The following is a 16,053-nucleotide window of genomic DNA, read 5'->3' as shown; positions in this document are numbered from 1 at the left end:
CGGATGCCGTCGCGCCCGTCGTGGTGGGTATAGCTCAGCTGGTAGAGCATCGCGTTGTGGTCGCGAGGGTCGCGGGTTCAAGTCCCGTTACTCACCCCGATGTGGCGAGGTTCAAACTTTCGACCAGAGGAACCGCTCTGGTCGGGGTTTGAGCCTCGCCGTTCTGCTTCGCCTCAGCGGCCCAGGTCAGGGCATTGCCCTGCACCTGGGGATCGCACAGAGCGTCGAACGGGCGCTGGTAGGCGACCTGTGGCTCACCATCCTCATCGATCGAGATGGCGGCGAAGAACGCCTGGTTGCATAGGCGACGGTGGGCCGCCCCCTTCATTCGGTCCGGTCGCTGTGCGAGTCGTCGGTTTCCGATTGATGGGTGCATTGCCGAGCGTAGTCGACGGGTGCGAGGTAGCCGAGCGATGAATGCCGGCGGTCGTGGTTGTATTCGGTCTTCCAGTCACCGATCACGACCTGGGCGTGGAGCAGCGAGTAGAAGCTGTTGATGTTCAGGCACTCGTCGCGGAGCCTGCTGTTGAACGACTCGACGTACCCGTTGTGCCAGGGCGAGCCGGGCGGGATGTAGAACAGGCCGGTGCGGGTGCCGGCCCAGTGGGCCATCGCGTCGCTGATGAACTCGGGGCCGTTGTCGGATCGGAGCACCGCGGGGGCGCCGCGGACTGCGACGAGGTCCTCGAGGTGGGCGGTGAGCCGGTCCGCGGTGATCGACCGTTCGACGAGCCCGCCGATGCACTCGCGGGTGTGCTCGTCGACGATGGAGCAGATCTTGATCGGACGGCCCTGCTCGTCCGCGTCGAACTGGAAGTCCACCGCCCACACGAGGTTCGGTGCGACCGCTGCCGGGGCGTCGACGGTCGAAGACCCAACGCGTTTGCGGCGACGCCGCTGCGGGACGCGCAGCCCTTCCTCGCGCCAGAGCCGTTGGATCTTCTTGTGGTTCACGACCCACCCCTCGCCGCGGGCATCGTGGTAGGCCCTGCGGTATCCCCACCGCGGGTGCTTCTTCGCATACGCCCGCAGCCAGTCCCGCAACGCCAGGTCCGGGTCGGCTGTCGTCTCGCCCTGGAGCGGGCGACGGTATGCGGACCTGCTCAGCCCGGCCAGACGGCACGCCATTCGTTCGCTCACCCGCAGCTTGCGCTTGAGGTGGTCGACGGCGGCGCGGCGCCTGCCCGGGCCTAGAAGTTTCCCTCAGCCAGCTCCTTGAGCGCGGCCTTCTCGAGCTCTGCCTCGGCGAGCAGCCGCTTGAGCGTGGCGTTCTGCTTCTCGAGCTCCTTCAGCCGCTTCGCGTCGTCGGCCTTCAATCCGCCGTACTGGTTCCGCCACCGGTAGTACGTCTGCTCGGACACTCCGAGCTCTCGACACACCCCGGCGATGTCGCTCCCGCCCGCGAGCATCCTGTCGGCCTGCCCGAGCTTACGGACGACCATGCGATGCGGCGCGCTGGCTGGGATGTGGGCCAGGTCGCCCGGCTGGTCAGATCATGACGAACAGCAGGAAGCGTCACACTCCGGAGCAGGTCAGATCCGGGAGGGCATCGGGCACGTGAGTGGGGTATGTGGTGACCGGACCGGACCTACCGAACGGGGTCAGCCCACCACCTACACCCCAGATTGTGTGTATCTTCCGCACCCCGTAGACGCTGTAGTTCTCGGCGTGGATGCGCCGGAGCTCCGGGAGAAGAACCGGCTCTTCAGTCTCCCTGCCCGGACCCCCGGGCAACAGGACGACTCACACAACCACTCATGCGAGGAGCTGGCCTTCACGGGGTACGGCGTGGCCGGAAGCTGGCCGAGCGGCGCTTTACTGCAGAGCAGCCGAACCGCCTGTGGGTCGCTGACATCACCTACGTGCGGATCCTCACCGGATTCTGCTACGTCGCCTTCATCACCGACGTATGCACCCGCAAGATCGTCGGATGGGCCGTCTCTGCGACCCTCCACACCGACGGCCTGCCCCTGCTGGCGCTGGAGCACGCACTGCTGACCAGTGGCACCGTGCGCAGCCAGAGCGGACTGATCCATCACAGCGACCGAGGAGCCCACTACGTTTCCCTGGCGTACTCTGACGCGCTGATCACTGCCGGGGTCACCGCATCGGTCGGCTCCGTCGGAGACTCCTACGACAACGCCCTGGCCGAGACCGTCAACGGCTTGTTCAAGGCCGAGCTGATCCACTCCCAGCGAATCTGGGAGTCCACCCAGGCGGTCGAGATCGCCACCATGGGCTGGGTCCACTGGTGGAACACCGAGCGTCTGCACGAAGCGCTCGGCTACCGCACCCCGGTGGAAGTCGAAGCGTCCTACACTCACCCCACGACGACCGCGCCCGCGCCCGTCCAACCACGGAACGAAACCCAGGGCGCTTCAGTCGGATCCTCGGCGGCGAGGGCGGCGTTGAACCGGGCCTTTTGCTTCACGGTGAGGTGCTCGTAGCCGGTGAGCAGCAGTTGCCGGCTGGCCCAGACTTTGTCGGTGGCGGTGCCGCGGCGGCCGTGCAGTTGCCGGGTGATCCGTTGACGGACCTGGGTGACCATGAGGTTGGCGAGGGCGACGAGATGCCACTTGTCGACTGCGATCCGCGCGTCCGGCAGGGCGGTGCGGATCCCGGATCGACAGGTACAACAGCGCCCGCCCGCACACCCGCCTCGGCAACGCCCCACCCGCCGAGTACGAGGCAGCGCACTGCGCTGAGCCCACCAAGTCATCGCGACCGGCAATGACACCTGCATAGACGTGGCATCAACGCGTAGATGTTTCAGTTTCTTCTGTGCTGGGCCTGTGTCAGGTGCTGGGCCGGGTGTAGGCAGCGGCGCGCACCACATCGTCGTCCTCCAGTCCAGCTCCTAGAGCTCCGCCCACGGTGGCCAGGCTGGCGGTGAGCCAGCTGATCTTCGCGTAGTCCAAAGCGTTCACTGGGTGACCGGCGACACCGGCCAGTACCTGCTCGTCGATGAGCAGCAGCGCGCCGCCCCAGGACAGGATGAATAAGCCGAGGTAGAACACCACAACCCCGATGGCCACGGTCGCGGTGGTGGCCAAATTGAACAGGATCACCTGCTCACGTTGGGCTCGCCGCCGTGGGCGCTCCCACAAGTCGGCTCCCAGGATCAGGGTGGCACTCACCGCCCCGATCGCCATCACCGCCAGCAGGACCAAGCGCACCGGCCCGTAGGCCATGGCCAGTACCCATAGGTCCGAGGCCACCAATGTCAGCATGCCGGTGGCCGCTGCCACGACCAGCGCCCGGGAGAGCCGGGCCACGAAGGCCCAAGGCTGGTTGGCGCGGATCATGCCCAGCAGCAACCGCACGTTGCCGCTCAGCACTCGGGCCGTGAACTGCACGACGTTGTCGTCCGGGCGTTCGTCGAGATCGGTGGACAGCTGGTGGGCTCTTCGAGCAAGATCCCGCTGGGCGTTGCGGTCTTCGGCGTCGTAGCCCAGGAGCTGCCCGACCACGTGCACGGTGGTCTCTTGCACCTTCTGCCGCACGTGCACGGGTCCCAGGGTTGGGACGGAGACCAGTCCTACCCCGTGCACGGGGCTGAGCTGGGCGAGCACCGGACGTCGGCCGGTCTTCAGGGGGATCTCGGTGAGCACCACGGCCAAATCCCAGTTCTCCTCCAGCACGCGGTTTCGGGCCGCCTCCAGCAGGTCCAAGGTCTCGGTGGGTGGATCGACCAGCCGGTCTTCGGCCATCTTCAGTTGCCAGCGCACTCCCGGATACCGCTGCACCAAAATCTTGCGCACCGAGGTGGTGACCTCGGGGCCGAGCACCGCACTCAGGGATGGTGAGACCACCAGGCCGATGAGCAGCTCGGCATCGGAAAGGGGTTCGGCAGGATCGGCGGTGGATCGGCAACGCTCAGCAGTCACCGCTCCATGGTGAGGCAACCACGGTCGGATTGCCACTGGCTGGGACTGCTGCACGGATAGGTGACAACGACTCTGTGGTGCCGTGGGGTGCCACGGGAGAGGATGTGCACCATGCCCAAGCCGTACCCCAAGGAGTTCCGACAGAACGTGATCGAGGTGGCTCGCGCTCGTGAGGCAGGGACGACGTTGAAGGAGATCGCGACCGATTTCGGGATCTCGGAATCCTGCCTGACTAACTGGCTCGCCATCGCTGACCGGCAGGACGGGAACAAACCCGCCACGGCCGTGAGCGACTCTGGTGAGTTGCGCGAGGCCAAGCGTCGGATCCGGTTGCTCGAGCAAGAGAACGAGGTGCTACGCCGCGCAGCGGCGTACCTCTCGCAGGCGAACCTGCCGGGAAAATGATGTACCCGCTCGTCCGTGAGCTGGCCGCCCAGGAGACCCCGATCAGGGTTCCTGTGACGGTGACGTGCCGGGTGCTGAACCTTGCCAGAGCGCCGTACTACCGGTGGCTGGCCAACCCGGTGACCGACGCCGACTGGGTCGCGGCGCACCGCGCGAACGCGTTGTTCGACGCGCACCGTGACGACCCGGAGTTCGGGTACCGGCTGCTCGCGGACGAGGCCCGCGACGCCGGGCAGGACATGTGCGACCGCACCGCGTGGGCGATCTGCTCGGGCAACGCGTGGTGGAGCGTGTTCGGGAAGAAGCGCTCGAAGAAGGGCCGGCCCGGCCCGCCGGCGCACGATGACCGCGTCCAGCGTGACTTCACCGCGACCGGCCCGAACCAGCTGTGGCTGACCGACATCACGGAGCACCGCACCCGTGAGGGCAAGGTGTACATGTGCGCCGTCAAGGACGTGTGGTCCAACCGGCTCGTCGGGTACTCCATCAGCTCGCGGATGAAGGCCCGCCTGGCCGTGCAGGCGTTGGAACACGCCGTGGACACCCGGGCCCGAGCGGGCGTCGACGTGGCCGGGTGCATCGTCCACAGCGACAGAGGGTCCCAATTCCGGTCCCGCAAATACCTGCGCGCCCTGTCCCGGCACGACCTGCTCGGATCCATGGGCCAGGTCGGCTCGAGCGCGGACAACGCCGCCATGGAGAGCTGGTTCGCCCTGCTGCAGAAGAACGTCCTGGACCGCCACACCTGGGACACCCGCGACCAGCTGAAGCTGGCCATCGTCACCTGGACCGAACGGACCTACCACCGCCGACGACGCCAAGCCCGCCTCGGCAAGTTGACCCCCATCGAGTACGAGACCATCATGACCACACCGGCCACCCAGGCCGCGTGACCCAACCTGTCACCTATCCGTGAAGCAGTCCCGCATCCTCAAGCGATGCCGGTTGGTCTCCTTCGAGAACGTCACTGAGGTCGAAAAGCCCCGGGTCCGAGTACTTGACGTTGCTCGTCTTCGAGAGGAGTTCACGGCGCGAGTCAGGCAAGTAGCTCAGTCGAACACGACGGAAGTTGCGCGGCATCTGCTTGCCGACCCGTTGCGCGAAGATGAGAGTGTTGCCGACGAAGGTCAGCATCCTTCGGGTGGTCGGGACCTTTGCCTCTCGATAGGAAGGCAGGTCGGACAGAAGTGTGCGGAGCTCCTTCTGCACACCACGGGCCATGCCGGCGCCATACACGTCTTGGTCACCATCTGGATCGTCATAGGCTGCCTGAGCGCGGGCCGAGTCAGAACCTCCCCGTCGGTGAGTGTGCGGCGCTGCCCTCGTACGAGCAGCACCGCGATCTGCTCGTCGCTGAGCCGCGGGAAGGCGCCGATGGTGTCAGGCGTCTCGGCCTGAGCGACCTGGCTGCGGTTGGCGGCGGGCGTGTCACTCACAGGTACGCTTCGTCTACGTAGCACCAGCTCCAGTTCTCCCCCAGCTCCAGCGACCGCACGATGGGGTGCCCCGCCGTGAGCGCATGGGTGCGGGCGTGCCGCATCGGGGAGGAGTCGCAGCACCCGACCTTCCCGCAGGTGCGGCACACCGCAGGTGCAGCCAGGGCGTGCCGGCCGCCACGCAGTCCTCACACGACCCGGGTGTCCGGGGACGGACCGGGCGGATGAGCGCGACGTGCGGGTCGACATATCTCATCGAGCAGCACCGGCCGAGTCAACCTTCTTCTGCAGCGCCTCATCCACCCAGCGCAGCAGCACGTCCGGCGGGGCGGCTCCGGATTGGCGGGAGAGCACGTTCCCTTGGTTGAGGATGAGCAGGGTCGGCACCGCCTGGACGGAGAACTTGCGGGCCGTCTCCGGCGCGGCGTCCACGTCCACTTTCACCAGCTTGAGCTTGCCGGCACGTTCCGTGGCGACCTTCTCGAGGGCAGGGCTGACCATCCGGCACGGTCCGCACCAGGTCGCCCACAAGTCCACGAGCACCACTTGCGGGGCCTTCTCGACCACCTCGGCGAAGTCCGCATCGCCCGCATCGACGATCCACGGCACGGCGCTCTTGCAGACGCCGCAGCGCGGGTACCCCGACGCGACGGCAGGGACACGGTTCTTCTTCCCGCAGTTGGGGCAGGTCACAATCGCGCTCACGCCGTGTCCTCCTCTTCGACGGGCGCTGCGATGTTGAAGACGAGGTCGCCGTCCTGCACGTCCAGCGTGACCGTCGACCCGTCCATCACCTCCCCGCTCAGCAGCGCACGACCCAGTCGGGTCTCGATCTCATGGCTGATGTAGCGTCGCAGCGGACGCGCACCGTACACGGGGTCGTAGCCGCGGTCAGCGATGAGCTGGCGTGCCGCGGGCGTCAGCTCGATGCGGATCTGACGCTCGGCCAGCCGGGAGCGCAGGTCGGTGAACTGCAGCTCCACAATGTCCTGGATCTGTTCACGACCCAGCGGCGAGAACACCACGATGTCGTCCACCCGGTTGAGGAACTCGGGACGGAAGTGGGCGCGCAACTCACCGAGCACACGGTTTCGCACGTCGTCGGGGATCGCGCCGCCATCGGAGCCCAACAGGTGATGGGCACCGATGTTGGAGGTCATGATGACGATGGTGTTGCGGAAGTCGACGGTGCGTCCCTGGCTGTCGGTGATGCGGCCGTCGTCGAGGACCTGCAGCAGCGTGTTGAACACGTCCGGGTGCGCTTTCTCGATCTCGTCGAAAAGGACCACGCTGTACGGGTGGCGGCGCACCGCCTCGGTCAGCTGCCCGCCCTCGTCGTACCCGACATACCCGGGAGGTGCACCGACGAGCCGGCTGACGGTGTGACGTTCCTGGTACTCGCTCATGTCCAGCCGGACCATCGCCGACTCGCTGTCGAACAGTGCTTGCGCGAGCGCTTTGGCCAGTTCGGTCTTTCCCACACCGGTGGGGCCGAGGAAGATGAAGGAGCCGATGGGTCGGCGCGGGTCGCGGATGCCGGAGCGGGCACGGATAATCGCGTCGCTGACGAGCGTGATGGCCTCATCCTGACCGACCACCCGCTCCTTGAGGGTGGCGTCCAGGGTGAGGATCTTGTTGCGTTCACCTTCCTGCAGCCGGGCCACGGGGATCCCCGTCCACGCGGCGACGATCTCGGCGATCTCGTCCTCGGTGACCACCTCCCGCAGCAGCCTCTGCCGGCCCTGCTTGGAGGCGAGACGCTCCTCCTCGGCGTGCAGGCGTCGTTCCGCGTCAGCGATAGCCCCGTACCGCAGTTCAGCGGCACGGTTGAGGTCGTAGGAGCGCTCAGCTTCCTCCGCCTCCCGCCGCAGCCGCTCCAGCTCACCGCGCAGCTCCTGGACCTTGCGGATCGCTTGACGCTCCGCCTCCCACTGGGCGCGCTTGGAGTCCGCCTCCGCCTTCAGGTCGGTCAGTTCCCGGCGCAGCTCCTCCAGCCGTTTCTTGCTGGCAGTGTCCGTTTCCTTCGACAGCGCCGCTTCCTCGATCTCCAGGCGGGTCACCCGCCGGGTCAGCTCGTCGAGCTCAGCGGGCATTGAGTCGATCTCGGTTCGCAATCGCGCGCAGGCTTCGTCGATGAGGTCGATGGCCTTGTCGGGCAGGAACCGGTCGGAGATGTACCGGTGGGACAGCACGGCGGCCGCGACCAGTGCGCTGTCCTGGATGCGGACACCGTGGAAGATCTCCAGTCGTTCGCGCAGGCCGCGGAGGATGGAGATCGCGTCCTCCACGTCAGGCTCCTCGACCATCACCGTCTGGAACCGGCGTTCCAGGGCAGCGTCCTTCTCGATGTGCTTGCGGTACTCATCGAGGGTGGTGGCACCGATGAGGTGCAGTTCCCCGCGGGCGAGCATCGGCTTGAGCATGTTGCCGGCGTCCATCGCCCCTTCGGTGGCTCCCGCCCCCACCAGGGTGTGCAACTCGTCGATGAACAGCAGGATGCGTCCCTCCCCCGCCTTCACCTCCGCCAGGACTGCCTTCATTCGCTCCTCGAACTCGCCCCGGTACTTCGCGCCGGCGACCAGGGCAGACAGGTCCAGCGAGAACACGGTCTTGTCACGAAGGCCCTCGGGCACGTCCTCACGCAAGATCCGCTGGGCAAGGCCTTCCACGATGGCGGTCTTTCCGACACCGGGCTCGCCGATGAGGACGGGGTTGTTCTTGGTCTTGCGGGAGAGGATCTGGATGACCCGGCGGATCTCCGCATCACGCCCGATGACCGGGTCAAGCTTGCCCAACCGGGCGTCAGCGACCAGGTCACGGCCGTACTTCTCCAACGCCTCGTACGTCTGCTCGGGGGTGGCGGAGTTGACATGCTGGTTGCCGCGGATCTTGGTGAGCGCGCTGAGGAAGCTCTCCCGGGTGACACCGTGCCCGCGCAGCACGCGGGACGCGGCACGGTTGGAGGAGTCGTCGGCGAGGGCCAGAACGAGATGCTCCACGGAGATGTAGGAGTCTTTCAGCCGCTTTGCCTCCCGCTCCGCCCGTTCCAGGGTGGAGGTGAGGCTGCGGCTCACGTACACCTGACCGGTCTGCGGGGAGGACCCGGAGACGCTGGGCTTGCGGGCGATCTCCGCTTCGACGTCGGCGCGTACCGCTTCCACGTCAGCACCCGCTGTCTGCAGCAGTCGGGGAACCAGCCCCTCCTCCTGCTGCAGCAGTGCGAGCAGGAGATGCTCCTCGTCCGTTTCCATCTGACCGGCCAGGACCGCGATGCTCTGGGCCGAGGTGAGCGCTTCCTGCGACTTCTGAGTGAGTGAGTTCATGTCCATGGGGTGTCTCCTTCAAGTCGGATGGTCCGGTGCTGCTCGAGCTGCTCGATGCGGGCGAGCAGGTCGAGCACGAGTGCGATGCCGGCGTAGTTCACGGCAAGATCGGAGTGCAGACGCACGATGGTGCGCACGCGGGCGGGGACGGTACGGGCGAACCACAGCCGGCCGCTGGTGTCGACGTGGGCGGTGACCAGCCCCAGCTCGACGAACTTCCGCAGCGTATCCGGGTGGATGCCTGCGGCCACCGCGGTCGCCGCCAGGTCGGCCCGGGCGACACGGACGGGCAGGTGATGTGAGGTCATGATCCTCTCCTGGCATCAAACGACGATTCGTCGCGGAGCTGTTCGAACAGCTCCTTCTCCTTGTTGCTGAGAGTGCGGGGAACGACGACCTTCACCCGCGCATACAGGTCTCCCGGCTGTCCTCTGCGGGGCATCCCCTGCCCGCGCAGGCGGAGCCGCCTGCCAGTGGACGAGCCGGGCGGAACGTGCACGGTGACCGGGCCGCCGGGGGTGGGCACGCTGACATCCGCGCCCAGCGCCGCCTCCCACGGTGAGATGGGAAGGTCCGTTTCGATGTCCGCGCCGCTGAGCCGGTACCGCTTACTGTCCTTCACGCGCAGCGTGACCAGCAGGTCCCCGTCCTGTCCGTCGGCGCCCGCTCCGCCTGCGCCCGCGATCCGCAGCCGCTGCCCGTCGACAGCGCCCGCTGGGATGTCGATGGTGTACTCCTGCGCGCCGCCGTACGGGGACGCGACCTGCACGGTGCGCCGCCCGCCCCGGTAGGCCTCCTCGACGGTGATCTCCAGCTCCGCGGTGTGGTCGGCGCCGCGACCGAAACCACCGAAGCCTTCCCCGAAGAGGTCCTCCCAGTTCACGCTCTGCGCGCCGCCCCCGCTCCACGTGTATCGGGTGCCGCCGCTGCGGCGCGGCTGCTCGGAGGAGCGAGCCGCGTCCGCGGCGGCGTACTGCCGGAAGTTCTCACCGAACCGGTCGTACTGTGAGCGGGTTTCCGGGTCCGACAGCACATCGTGGGCTTCACTGATCCGTTTGAAGGTCTCCTCCGCCCCCGGGGTCTTGTTGACGTCCGGATGGAACTTGCGGGCCTTCTCCCGGTAGGCGCGGCGGATCTCCTTCTGATCCGCCGACCGGGAGACCCCCAGCGCGCTGTAGAGATCCTCCGCCATCTCCTACTCCTCATCCGGCCTGCGGGTGACCACGACCGCAGCCGGTCGCAGCATCCGCTCAGGCGTTCCGAACCCGGAGCGAGTGACGGCGAGAATGCTGCGCGGCGGGACGCTGGCATCCTCGACGACCGAGACCGCCTCGTGCAGCTGCGGGTCGAACTCCGCACCGTCGATGACAATCTCGGGGTACCCGAGTGCGCGCAACGCATCAGCGGCCTGCGCCCGGACGGCCTGCATGCCACCCAGAACGCCCTCGTCAAGGTCCACCCCGAAGCTGAGCGCCCGGTCCAGCCCGTCGACGACGGGCAAGAAGGCTTTGGCGGTGTGCCGCCGCTCCTGCTCGCGGGCGGTCTGGATCTCGCGCGCCATCCGTTTGCGGAGGTTGTCGTAGTCCGCCGCCGCCCGGCGCCACCGGTCCTCGGCCGTCTCCAACTGGGCGGCGACCGCTGCTTGCGCGGCGCGGATCTCCTCCGGGGACACGTCGGTGAGGTCGTCGTTCAGCAGGTCCACGGCCCGCGTGTCCTCGTTCTGCTCCTCGACCATCGCGATCCTCCCTCCGTGCTACTTCTCGAATTCGGCGTCGACGACGTCGTCTTCGTCGTCCTGAGCGGGCTGCTCAGCGTGGCTGGCGTTCGCGCGGGCCGCAGCAAGGGACTGCGCAACCTGCAGCAGCTCGCCGGTGCGCTCTTTCGCTTCCTGCTCGCCGACGTTGTTCTGCACTGCCTCGCGGGCCTGCGTGATGAGCAGCTCCGCGCGGGCACGCTCGTGCTCCGGTGCAGCATCGCCGAGCTCACGCAGTACCCGCTCGACCTGGTAGGCGGCGGAGTCCAGCTCGTTGCGGGCGTCCACGGCCTGGCGCAGCGCCTGGTCGTCAGCACGGTGCTGCTCGGCTTCCTTAACCATCCGGTCGATCTCGCCCTGGTCCAGATTCGAGGTGTCGCTGATGGTGATGCCCTGCTCGGTGCCGGTGTCCTTGTCCTTCGCCGTCACGTGCAGGATGCCGTTCGCGTCGATGTCGAAGGTGACCTCGACCTGCGCTTCACCGCGAGGAGCGGGGCGGATGCCGGTGAGCTGGAACCGGCCCAGCACCCGGTTGTCTGCGGCGTTCTCCCGCTCGCCCTGCAGGACGACGATCTCCACCGACGGCTGGTTGTCTTCGGCCGTGGAGAACACCTCGCTGCGTCGGGCGGGGATGGTGGTGTTGCGTTCGATGATCTTCGTCATCACGCCACCGCGGGTCTCCACACCCAGCGACAGCGGGGTGACATCCAGCAGCAGCACGTCGTCGACGTCGCCCTTGAGGACGCCCGCCTGGATGGCGGCGCCCACAGCGACCACCTCATCGGGGTTCACCGTCATGTTCGGCTCCTTGCCGCCGGTGAGCCGCTTGACGAGCGCTTGGACAGCGGGGATGCGGGTGGAACCGCCCACGAGGATGACCTCGTCGATATCGTTCTCGCTGACCTTCGCGTCGGCCATCGCCTGACGCACCGGACCCAGGCACCGCTCAACGAGGTCAGCGGTGAGGTCTTCGAACTTGGACCGCTTCACGGTCATGGTGAGGTGCTTGGGTCCGCTGGCGTCGGCGGTGATGAAGGGCAGGCTCGCCTGGGTCTGGGACACCGAGCTGAGCTCGACCTTCGCCTTCTCGGCCGCCTCGAACAGTCGCTGCAGCGCCTGCGGGTCGTTGCGCAGGTCGATGCCGTTCTCGTTCTTGAACTCGTCGGCAAAGTAGTCCACCAGCCGGCGGTCGAAGTCGTCGCCGCCCAGGTGGGTGTCACCGGCGGTGGATCGCACTTCGACGACCCCGTCGCCCACGTCGAGGAGGCTGACATCGAACGTGCCGCCACCGAGGTCGAACACCAGGATGGTCTCGTGGTTCTTCTTGTCCATTCCGTACGCCAGTGCGGCGGCGGTGGGCTCGTTGATGATGCGCAGCACCTCGAGCCCGGCGATGCGTCCGGCGTCCTTGGTCGCGGTGCGTTGGGCGTCGTTGAAGTAGGCGGGAACGGTGATGACGGCCTCGGTCACCTTCTCACCGAGGAACTTGCTGGCGTCGTCGACGAGCTTGCGCAGCACCTGGGCGCTGATCTCCTCCGGCGCGTACTGCTTGCCGCGGATGTTGAACCGTGCTTCGCCGTTGGGGCCTTCCACGACGTCGAAGCCGACGGCGTTGGCTTCCTCCTTGATCTCGTCGAAGGACCGGCCGATGAACCGCTTGGCGGACGAGATGGTGCCCTTCGGGTTGAGGATGCTCTGCCGGCGGGCAAGCTGCCCCACCAGCCGTTCACCGTCCTCGGTGAAGGCGACCACCGACGGGGTAGTGCGGGCTCCCTCCACGTTCGGGATGACCTTCTCCTCGCCGGCCTCCCAGACGGCGATAACGGAGTTCGTGGTTCCCAGATCGATTCCTACTGCCTTGGCCATGATGATTGTTCCTTTCTTGTCGCGTGAGACACGTTTCAGGGGTCGTCAAAGAGCGCGCCAGGATCGGAGCAGGCGCAGGGCTGAGTGCCCCGGCGATGACCTTGACGCGGTCAGAGTCAGGAAGCAGGCTGCTTCAGGGGGATCTTTCCGGACGGCGGGCTGCTCGATGGGCATCACCACCCGCAGGACACCCAGGTCGCAGCTGGCGGTGACGCTGTCGCTGTCGATGCCGGGCGCCAGTCCCAGCAGCCGCATGAATTGCCCGTGGGGGCCGTTCGGCGGTGAACCACTTCGCGCCGGCGGTCGCGGACTGGGCCGCTGACCGCGCGGACGGTGAGCGGCTGGCCGCCCACCCAGCTCGATGGACTCCGAGTCGATGCCTGGCAGGTTCCTTCCTCAGGAACGTACTCGTCGCCCTCTCGGGACAGATCGACCGACATCGAGCGCGGATCCATCTGCTGAGCGATGCGCAGGTCCGCACATGAGGTCACCGTCTCACCACCCCCCTTTACGCTGAGTCGCTATAACTCCACTGCCGATGTTTGTTCGACAGACTGGACCCCACGTAGGCATTTCGCAAGTGATTCGCCTGACGAACGGAGCCTGATCCGCTTTCCAGACCTGCGCGTCCACAGGGCTCAGCCCCACCACCGCGCCGTCGCGCTCAGCGAGCCAAAGCGTCTCGACTGCTCCTAGCCTGGACAAGATGCGTCCTGTCACCGGGTCATTGGGTTCGATGAGCATGGACAGCACCATCCTCGCGGTGCGCTCGTCATTCGCGACATCACTCACGCTGGTCATCATCGGTTCCTCTCGGCGCTCGTTACCGACGAGGTGCGCCGAGCGCTACCGACGGATCAGCAACTCGGAACCGCAGCTACGAGTCATCGCTCGCCTCGTCCACGATGAGTCCCGCCTCGACCAGTGCAGCCCGCACGGCCTTACAGTCCACGCCCATCCGGCGACCGATGGCCCGCATCGAGACGCCCGCTCGGGTGAGCCGCACGGCCTCGACCTTCTCGTCGATCCCCAGCCTTGGTCGGCGGCTCGGCACGTTGCGGCGACGCAGATGGGAGAACACGGTGGCGCGGTGAATGCCGTACCTCTCAGCGAGCGCCTTGACGCTCATCCCGGCCAGGTAGTCGCCGACAAGCGCGTCCACCTCGGAGGCGGTCAGAAAAGTTTGAGCCGTCTCGACAGTGCTCGCAACAGGGCCACGATCATCCTTCGGAGCGGTATCCTGGGGACGTCGAGAGACCTCGTAGACCCCACGCTCTAGGCGGTTGACCAGGGTTTTTGTCTTGGGGGCGGAGTTGCCGAACGTACTACTCAGGCACCCCAGGCACTGCGAGGCCCCGATCCGCTACGGCGGGTCGGGGTTTTTGCAGTCCTCGGGGATGTCACCGGACCTGCGACCGGATCCGCGCGCAGGCTTTGGGAGGATGGGCCCCATGCAATCCCGTCGCTTCGCCACCGTGGTCACGCTCGTCATCGTGGTCGCGTTCTTCCTCGTCGCCATCGCGCCCGCCTTCGCCTCCCCTGCGCCCGGAACCCTGCCGTTCCACGCGCGCCTGGTGTCCTCGGAGCCGGCCGACCGGACGAGCGTCGAGACCGCGGACCGGGTGGTGCTGACCTTCAACGAGAGCATCAACCCCGACTTCGTCGCCGTCCGGGTGAGCGGACCCGAGGGGGCCGAGGTCGACGGGGCGCCGAGCGTCGAGGGCGCCACCGTGACGCAGCCCCTCGCGGCGCCACTGGCGGCGGGCGAGCACACGGTGACCTACCGGGTGGTGAGCAACGACGGGCACCCGATCTCCGGGACGGTGACGTTCACGTCGACGGCGGTCGCGGCCACTGCCTCCCCGACGGCGAGCACCCCGACGAGCACCCCGGAGGCGAGCCCGACGCCGACCGTCTCCACGGCATCCGCGACGCCCATGCCGTCGGACTCCCCCACACCCACCCCCGAGCCCGTGGCCGACGAGGCGGGCACGTCGCCGTGGGTCGGGGTCGGCATCGCCGTGGGTGTCGCCGCCCTCGCCGCCGCCCTGGGACTCGTGTGGCACCGCCGCCGCAGCCGGCCGGATGACCTGCGGGACTGAGCCGGGCACCGCTTCGCCACCGCGATTTCGCGGGTCGCGGGCCATCCTGCTAATGTCTGCGACGCGCGCCATTAGCTCAATTGGCAGAGCAGCTGACTCTTAATCAGCGGGTTCGGGGTTCGAGTCCCTGATGGCGCACCAGGCTGGACCGAACGAGGCTCCCCGACACCGGGGGGCCTCGTTCGCTGTTCCCGGACGTCTGCCCGTCGCGGAGACCGACTCGCCTCCCGGTCGTGCAGCATGCGGACGGGCAGCCGCCCCGTGGCCGCCGTCGAGGCCACGACCACGCTCAGCGGCGACGCAGCCGGCGCACGATCAGCCAGCTGCCCACGACCGCCGCCACGGCCACCACCGCGGCCAGCCGCTCCACGCGCAGCTCCCCCGACGGCGTGGTCGCGACGTCGGCGAACCGCTGCTTGGCCACGTCAGTCTGGCGCTGGATGATCGAGGACGGGCGCACGCGCTCGGCGAGCTCGTCGATGGTTTGTGCGAGCCGGTCACGACGCGCGGTGATCTCGGCCTCGAGGGCGGCGATGGTCAACGGTGCGGGTGCCGCGGCCCCGGTCGAGGGCCCCGTGGCCGCAGGCTGGACGTTGCTCATGGGTTCCTCACTGCAGTCCGAGGTCGCGCCGCAGCTTGGCGACGTGTCCGGTTGCCTTGACGTTGTAGAACGCGTGCGTCACGGTGCCCTGCTCATCGAGGACGACGGTGCTGCGGATGACACCCTGGACCGTCTTGCCGTAGAGCTTCTTCTCGCCGAAGGCACCCCACGCCGTCATGACGGCCCGGTCCGCGTCGGACAGCAGGGTGATCGTCAGGGCGTCCTTCTCGCGGAAGCGGGCAAGCTTCTCCGGCGTGTCCGGAGAGATGCCGAGCACCGTGTAGCCGTGCGCGCCCAAGGACTCCAGGGACTCGCTGAAGTCGCACGCCTGGGTGGTACACCCCGGCGTCATCGCCGCCGGGTAGAAGTAGACGATGACCTTGCCGCCGCGCAGTGCGCTCAGCGTCACCGGCGTGCCGGTGTCATCGGGCAGGGTGAAGTCGGGCGCGCTGTCGCCGGGGCTGAGCCGGTCACCCACGGTGCCTCCTCGTCGTGTCGTGCATCGGTGGTGCCAACCTACATCGGCCCCGGGACAATGGAACCGGGGGCCGACGAACCACCACGGGACCTGGTGCGCAAGGCGGGACTCGAACCCGCACACCCGAAGGCACCAGAACCTAAATCTGGCGCGTCTACCAGTTCCGCCACTCGCGCGCGGTCGACAGCCTACGACGAACGGC

Annotated in this window: 18 protein-coding genes, 3 tRNA genes and 1 pseudogene; 5 read left to right on the top strand and 17 right to left on the bottom strand. The window is 67.5% G+C overall.

Annotated elements, in window-relative coordinates; all coding sequences use genetic code 11:
- The first annotated feature begins 23 nt into the window (after window positions 1-23).
- Window positions 24-96: transfer RNA gene (locus C8E84_RS17160), tRNA-His, on the top strand.
- Here the strand turns inward: C8E84_RS17160 and C8E84_RS17155 are convergent.
- A complete protein-coding gene (locus C8E84_RS17155; RefSeq protein WP_159904109.1) occupies window positions 92-328 on the bottom strand; it encodes a hypothetical protein in 237 nt (78 codons plus the stop codon). The genes C8E84_RS17160 and C8E84_RS17155 overlap by 5 nt on opposite strands.
- A protein-coding gene (locus C8E84_RS17150) for an IS3-like element ISAar43 family transposase (protein ID WP_159904107.1) occupies window positions 325-1,442 on the bottom strand; the annotation gives its coding sequence in 2 pieces (ribosomal slippage) (window positions 325-1,205 and window positions 1,205-1,442; 1,119 coding nt in all). The genes C8E84_RS17155 and C8E84_RS17150 overlap by 4 nt, the downstream gene beginning before the upstream one ends.
- 303 nt (window positions 1,443-1,745) lie before the next feature.
- Here C8E84_RS17150 and C8E84_RS17145 point away from each other — a divergent pair.
- Window positions 1,746-2,342: pseudogene (locus C8E84_RS17145) on the top strand (IS3 family transposase); the annotation flags it as partial.
- Here C8E84_RS17145 and C8E84_RS18275 read toward each other — a convergent pair.
- Entirely contained in the window at window positions 2,321-2,719 is a 399-nt protein-coding gene (locus C8E84_RS18275) for a transposase (protein ID WP_246197094.1), read from the bottom strand. The pseudogene C8E84_RS17145 and the gene C8E84_RS18275 sit on opposite strands and share 22 nt — an antisense overlap.
- A 76-nt stretch (window positions 2,720-2,795) precedes the next feature.
- Window positions 2,796-3,887, bottom strand: coding sequence for a hypothetical protein (locus C8E84_RS17135; protein WP_159905088.1), 1,092 nt, complete (start codon window positions 3,885-3,887; stop codon window positions 2,796-2,798).
- Between the two features lie 111 nt (window positions 3,888-3,998).
- Between C8E84_RS17135 and C8E84_RS17130 the strand changes: the two genes are divergently transcribed.
- Window positions 3,999-5,185 (top strand): IS3 family transposase gene (locus C8E84_RS17130; protein WP_159899933.1). Its coding sequence is split into 2 segments (ribosomal slippage): window positions 3,999-4,283 and window positions 4,286-5,185, totalling 1,185 coding nucleotides; the frame shifts between segments, so codons are not numbered across the junction.
- 13 nt (window positions 5,186-5,198) lie between these two features.
- Here the strand turns inward: C8E84_RS17130 and C8E84_RS17125 are convergent.
- The 10 genes from C8E84_RS17125 to C8E84_RS17085 all read right to left on the bottom strand — a co-directional run bounded on the left by C8E84_RS17125 (window position 5,199) and on the right by C8E84_RS17085 (window position 13,832).
- A complete protein-coding gene (locus C8E84_RS17125; protein ID WP_159904101.1) occupies window positions 5,199-5,426 on the bottom strand; it encodes a hypothetical protein in 228 nt (75 codons plus the stop codon).
- A 298-nt stretch (window positions 5,427-5,724) separates the two neighbouring features.
- Window positions 5,725-5,832 (bottom strand): UBP-type zinc finger domain-containing protein, encoded by a 108-nt coding sequence (locus C8E84_RS18270; protein ID WP_236850393.1) that lies wholly within the window; start codon window positions 5,830-5,832, stop codon window positions 5,725-5,727.
- 148 nt (window positions 5,833-5,980) lie between these two features.
- Complete coding sequence (gene trxA, locus C8E84_RS17115) at window positions 5,981-6,433, bottom strand: thioredoxin (protein ID WP_159904099.1); 453 nt, start codon at window positions 6,431-6,433, stop codon at window positions 5,981-5,983.
- Entirely contained in the window at window positions 6,430-9,057 is a 2,628-nt protein-coding gene (clpB, locus tag C8E84_RS17110) for an ATP-dependent chaperone ClpB (RefSeq protein WP_159904097.1), read from the bottom strand. Before clpB ends, trxA begins: the two co-directional genes overlap by 4 nt.
- Complete coding sequence (locus C8E84_RS17105) at window positions 9,048-9,359, bottom strand: chaperone modulator CbpM (RefSeq protein ID WP_159904095.1); 312 nt, start codon at window positions 9,357-9,359, stop codon at window positions 9,048-9,050. Before C8E84_RS17105 ends, clpB begins: the two co-directional genes overlap by 10 nt.
- Window positions 9,356-10,243 (bottom strand): DnaJ C-terminal domain-containing protein, encoded by an 888-nt coding sequence (locus C8E84_RS17100; RefSeq protein WP_159904093.1) that lies wholly within the window; start codon window positions 10,241-10,243, stop codon window positions 9,356-9,358. Before C8E84_RS17100 ends, C8E84_RS17105 begins: the two co-directional genes overlap by 4 nt.
- Window positions 10,244-10,246: 3 nt before the next feature.
- Entirely contained in the window at window positions 10,247-10,786 is a 540-nt protein-coding gene (locus tag C8E84_RS17095) for a nucleotide exchange factor GrpE (protein ID WP_159904091.1), read from the bottom strand.
- Between the two features lie 18 nt (window positions 10,787-10,804).
- Window positions 10,805-12,670, bottom strand: a complete 1,866-nt coding sequence (gene dnaK / locus C8E84_RS17090; RefSeq protein ID WP_159904090.1) for a molecular chaperone DnaK — start codon at window positions 12,668-12,670, stop codon at window positions 10,805-10,807.
- Between the two features lie 45 nt (window positions 12,671-12,715).
- Window positions 12,716-12,925 (bottom strand): Hsp20/alpha crystallin family protein, encoded by a 210-nt coding sequence (locus tag C8E84_RS18625; RefSeq protein ID WP_425495960.1) that lies wholly within the window; start codon window positions 12,923-12,925, stop codon window positions 12,716-12,718.
- A 622-nt stretch (window positions 12,926-13,547) separates the two neighbouring features.
- Window positions 13,548-13,832, bottom strand: coding sequence for a hypothetical protein (locus C8E84_RS17085; protein ID WP_246197009.1), 285 nt, complete (start codon window positions 13,830-13,832; stop codon window positions 13,548-13,550).
- A 289-nt stretch (window positions 13,833-14,121) separates the two neighbouring features.
- Here C8E84_RS17085 and C8E84_RS17080 point away from each other — a divergent pair, with 289 nt between their 5' ends.
- The gene (locus C8E84_RS17080; protein ID WP_159904088.1) at window positions 14,122-14,772 is read left to right on the top strand and encodes a copper resistance CopC family protein; all 651 of its coding nucleotides are present in this window, start codon (window positions 14,122-14,124) and stop codon (window positions 14,770-14,772) included.
- A gap of 65 nt (window positions 14,773-14,837) precedes the next feature.
- Window positions 14,838-14,913, top strand: a tRNA-Lys gene (locus C8E84_RS17075).
- 148 nt (window positions 14,914-15,061) lie between these two features.
- Here C8E84_RS17075 and C8E84_RS17070 read toward each other — a convergent pair.
- The 3 genes from C8E84_RS17070 to C8E84_RS17060 form a co-directional block, all read right to left on the bottom strand.
- Window positions 15,062-15,373 (bottom strand): DUF3618 domain-containing protein, encoded by a 312-nt coding sequence (locus C8E84_RS17070; protein ID WP_159904086.1) that lies wholly within the window; start codon window positions 15,371-15,373, stop codon window positions 15,062-15,064.
- A gap of 7 nt (window positions 15,374-15,380) precedes the next feature.
- A complete protein-coding gene (bcp, locus tag C8E84_RS17065) occupies window positions 15,381-15,851 on the bottom strand; it encodes a thioredoxin-dependent thiol peroxidase (RefSeq protein WP_159904084.1) in 471 nt (156 codons plus the stop codon).
- 91 nt (window positions 15,852-15,942) lie between these two features.
- Window positions 15,943-16,027 (bottom strand) — tRNA-Leu (locus C8E84_RS17060).
- Between the last annotated feature and the right edge of the window lie 26 nt (window positions 16,028-16,053).

Source organism: Ornithinibacter aureus, from assembly GCF_009858245.1.
Taxonomy (GTDB): Bacteria; Actinomycetota; Actinomycetes; order Actinomycetales; family Dermatophilaceae; genus Fodinibacter; species Fodinibacter aureus.
The sequence above is the reverse complement of the archived record's forward strand: the minus strand, read 5'-3'. Positions and strand labels throughout refer to the sequence as shown.

Bases quoted from the DNA above. Each gene is read 5' to 3' on its own strand.
- C8E84_RS17155 (WP_159904109.1), bottom strand. From the start codon at position 328: ATGAAGGGGGCGGCCCACCGTCGCCTATGCAACCAGGCGTTCTTCGCC.
- C8E84_RS18275 (WP_246197094.1), bottom strand. From the start codon at position 2,719: ATGACTTGGTGGGCTCAGCGCAGTGCGCTGCCTCGTACTCGGCGGGTG.
- C8E84_RS17125 (WP_159904101.1), bottom strand. From the start codon at position 5,426: ATGCTGACCTTCGTCGGCAACACTCTCATCTTCGCGCAACGGGTCGGC.
- C8E84_RS18270 (WP_236850393.1), bottom strand. From the start codon at position 5,832: ATGCGGCACGCCCGCACCCATGCGCTCACGGCGGGGCACCCCATCGTG.
- clpB (WP_159904097.1), bottom strand. From the start codon at position 9,057: ATGGACATGAACTCACTCACTCAGAAGTCGCAGGAAGCGCTCACCTCG.
- C8E84_RS17105 (WP_159904095.1), bottom strand. From the start codon at position 9,359: ATGACCTCACATCACCTGCCCGTCCGTGTCGCCCGGGCCGACCTGGCG.
- C8E84_RS17100 (WP_159904093.1), bottom strand. From the start codon at position 10,243: ATGGCGGAGGATCTCTACAGCGCGCTGGGGGTCTCCCGGTCGGCGGAT.
- C8E84_RS17095 (WP_159904091.1), bottom strand. From the start codon at position 10,786: ATGGTCGAGGAGCAGAACGAGGACACGCGGGCCGTGGACCTGCTGAAC.
- dnaK (WP_159904090.1), bottom strand. From the start codon at position 12,670: ATGGCCAAGGCAGTAGGAATCGATCTGGGAACCACGAACTCCGTTATC.
- C8E84_RS18625 (WP_425495960.1), bottom strand. From the start codon at position 12,925: ATGCGGCTGCTGGGACTGGCGCCCGGCATCGACAGCGACAGCGTCACC.
- C8E84_RS17080 (WP_159904088.1), top strand. From the start codon at position 14,122: ATGCAATCCCGTCGCTTCGCCACCGTGGTCACGCTCGTCATCGTGGTC.
- C8E84_RS17070 (WP_159904086.1), bottom strand. From the start codon at position 15,373: ATGAGCAACGTCCAGCCTGCGGCCACGGGGCCCTCGACCGGGGCCGCG.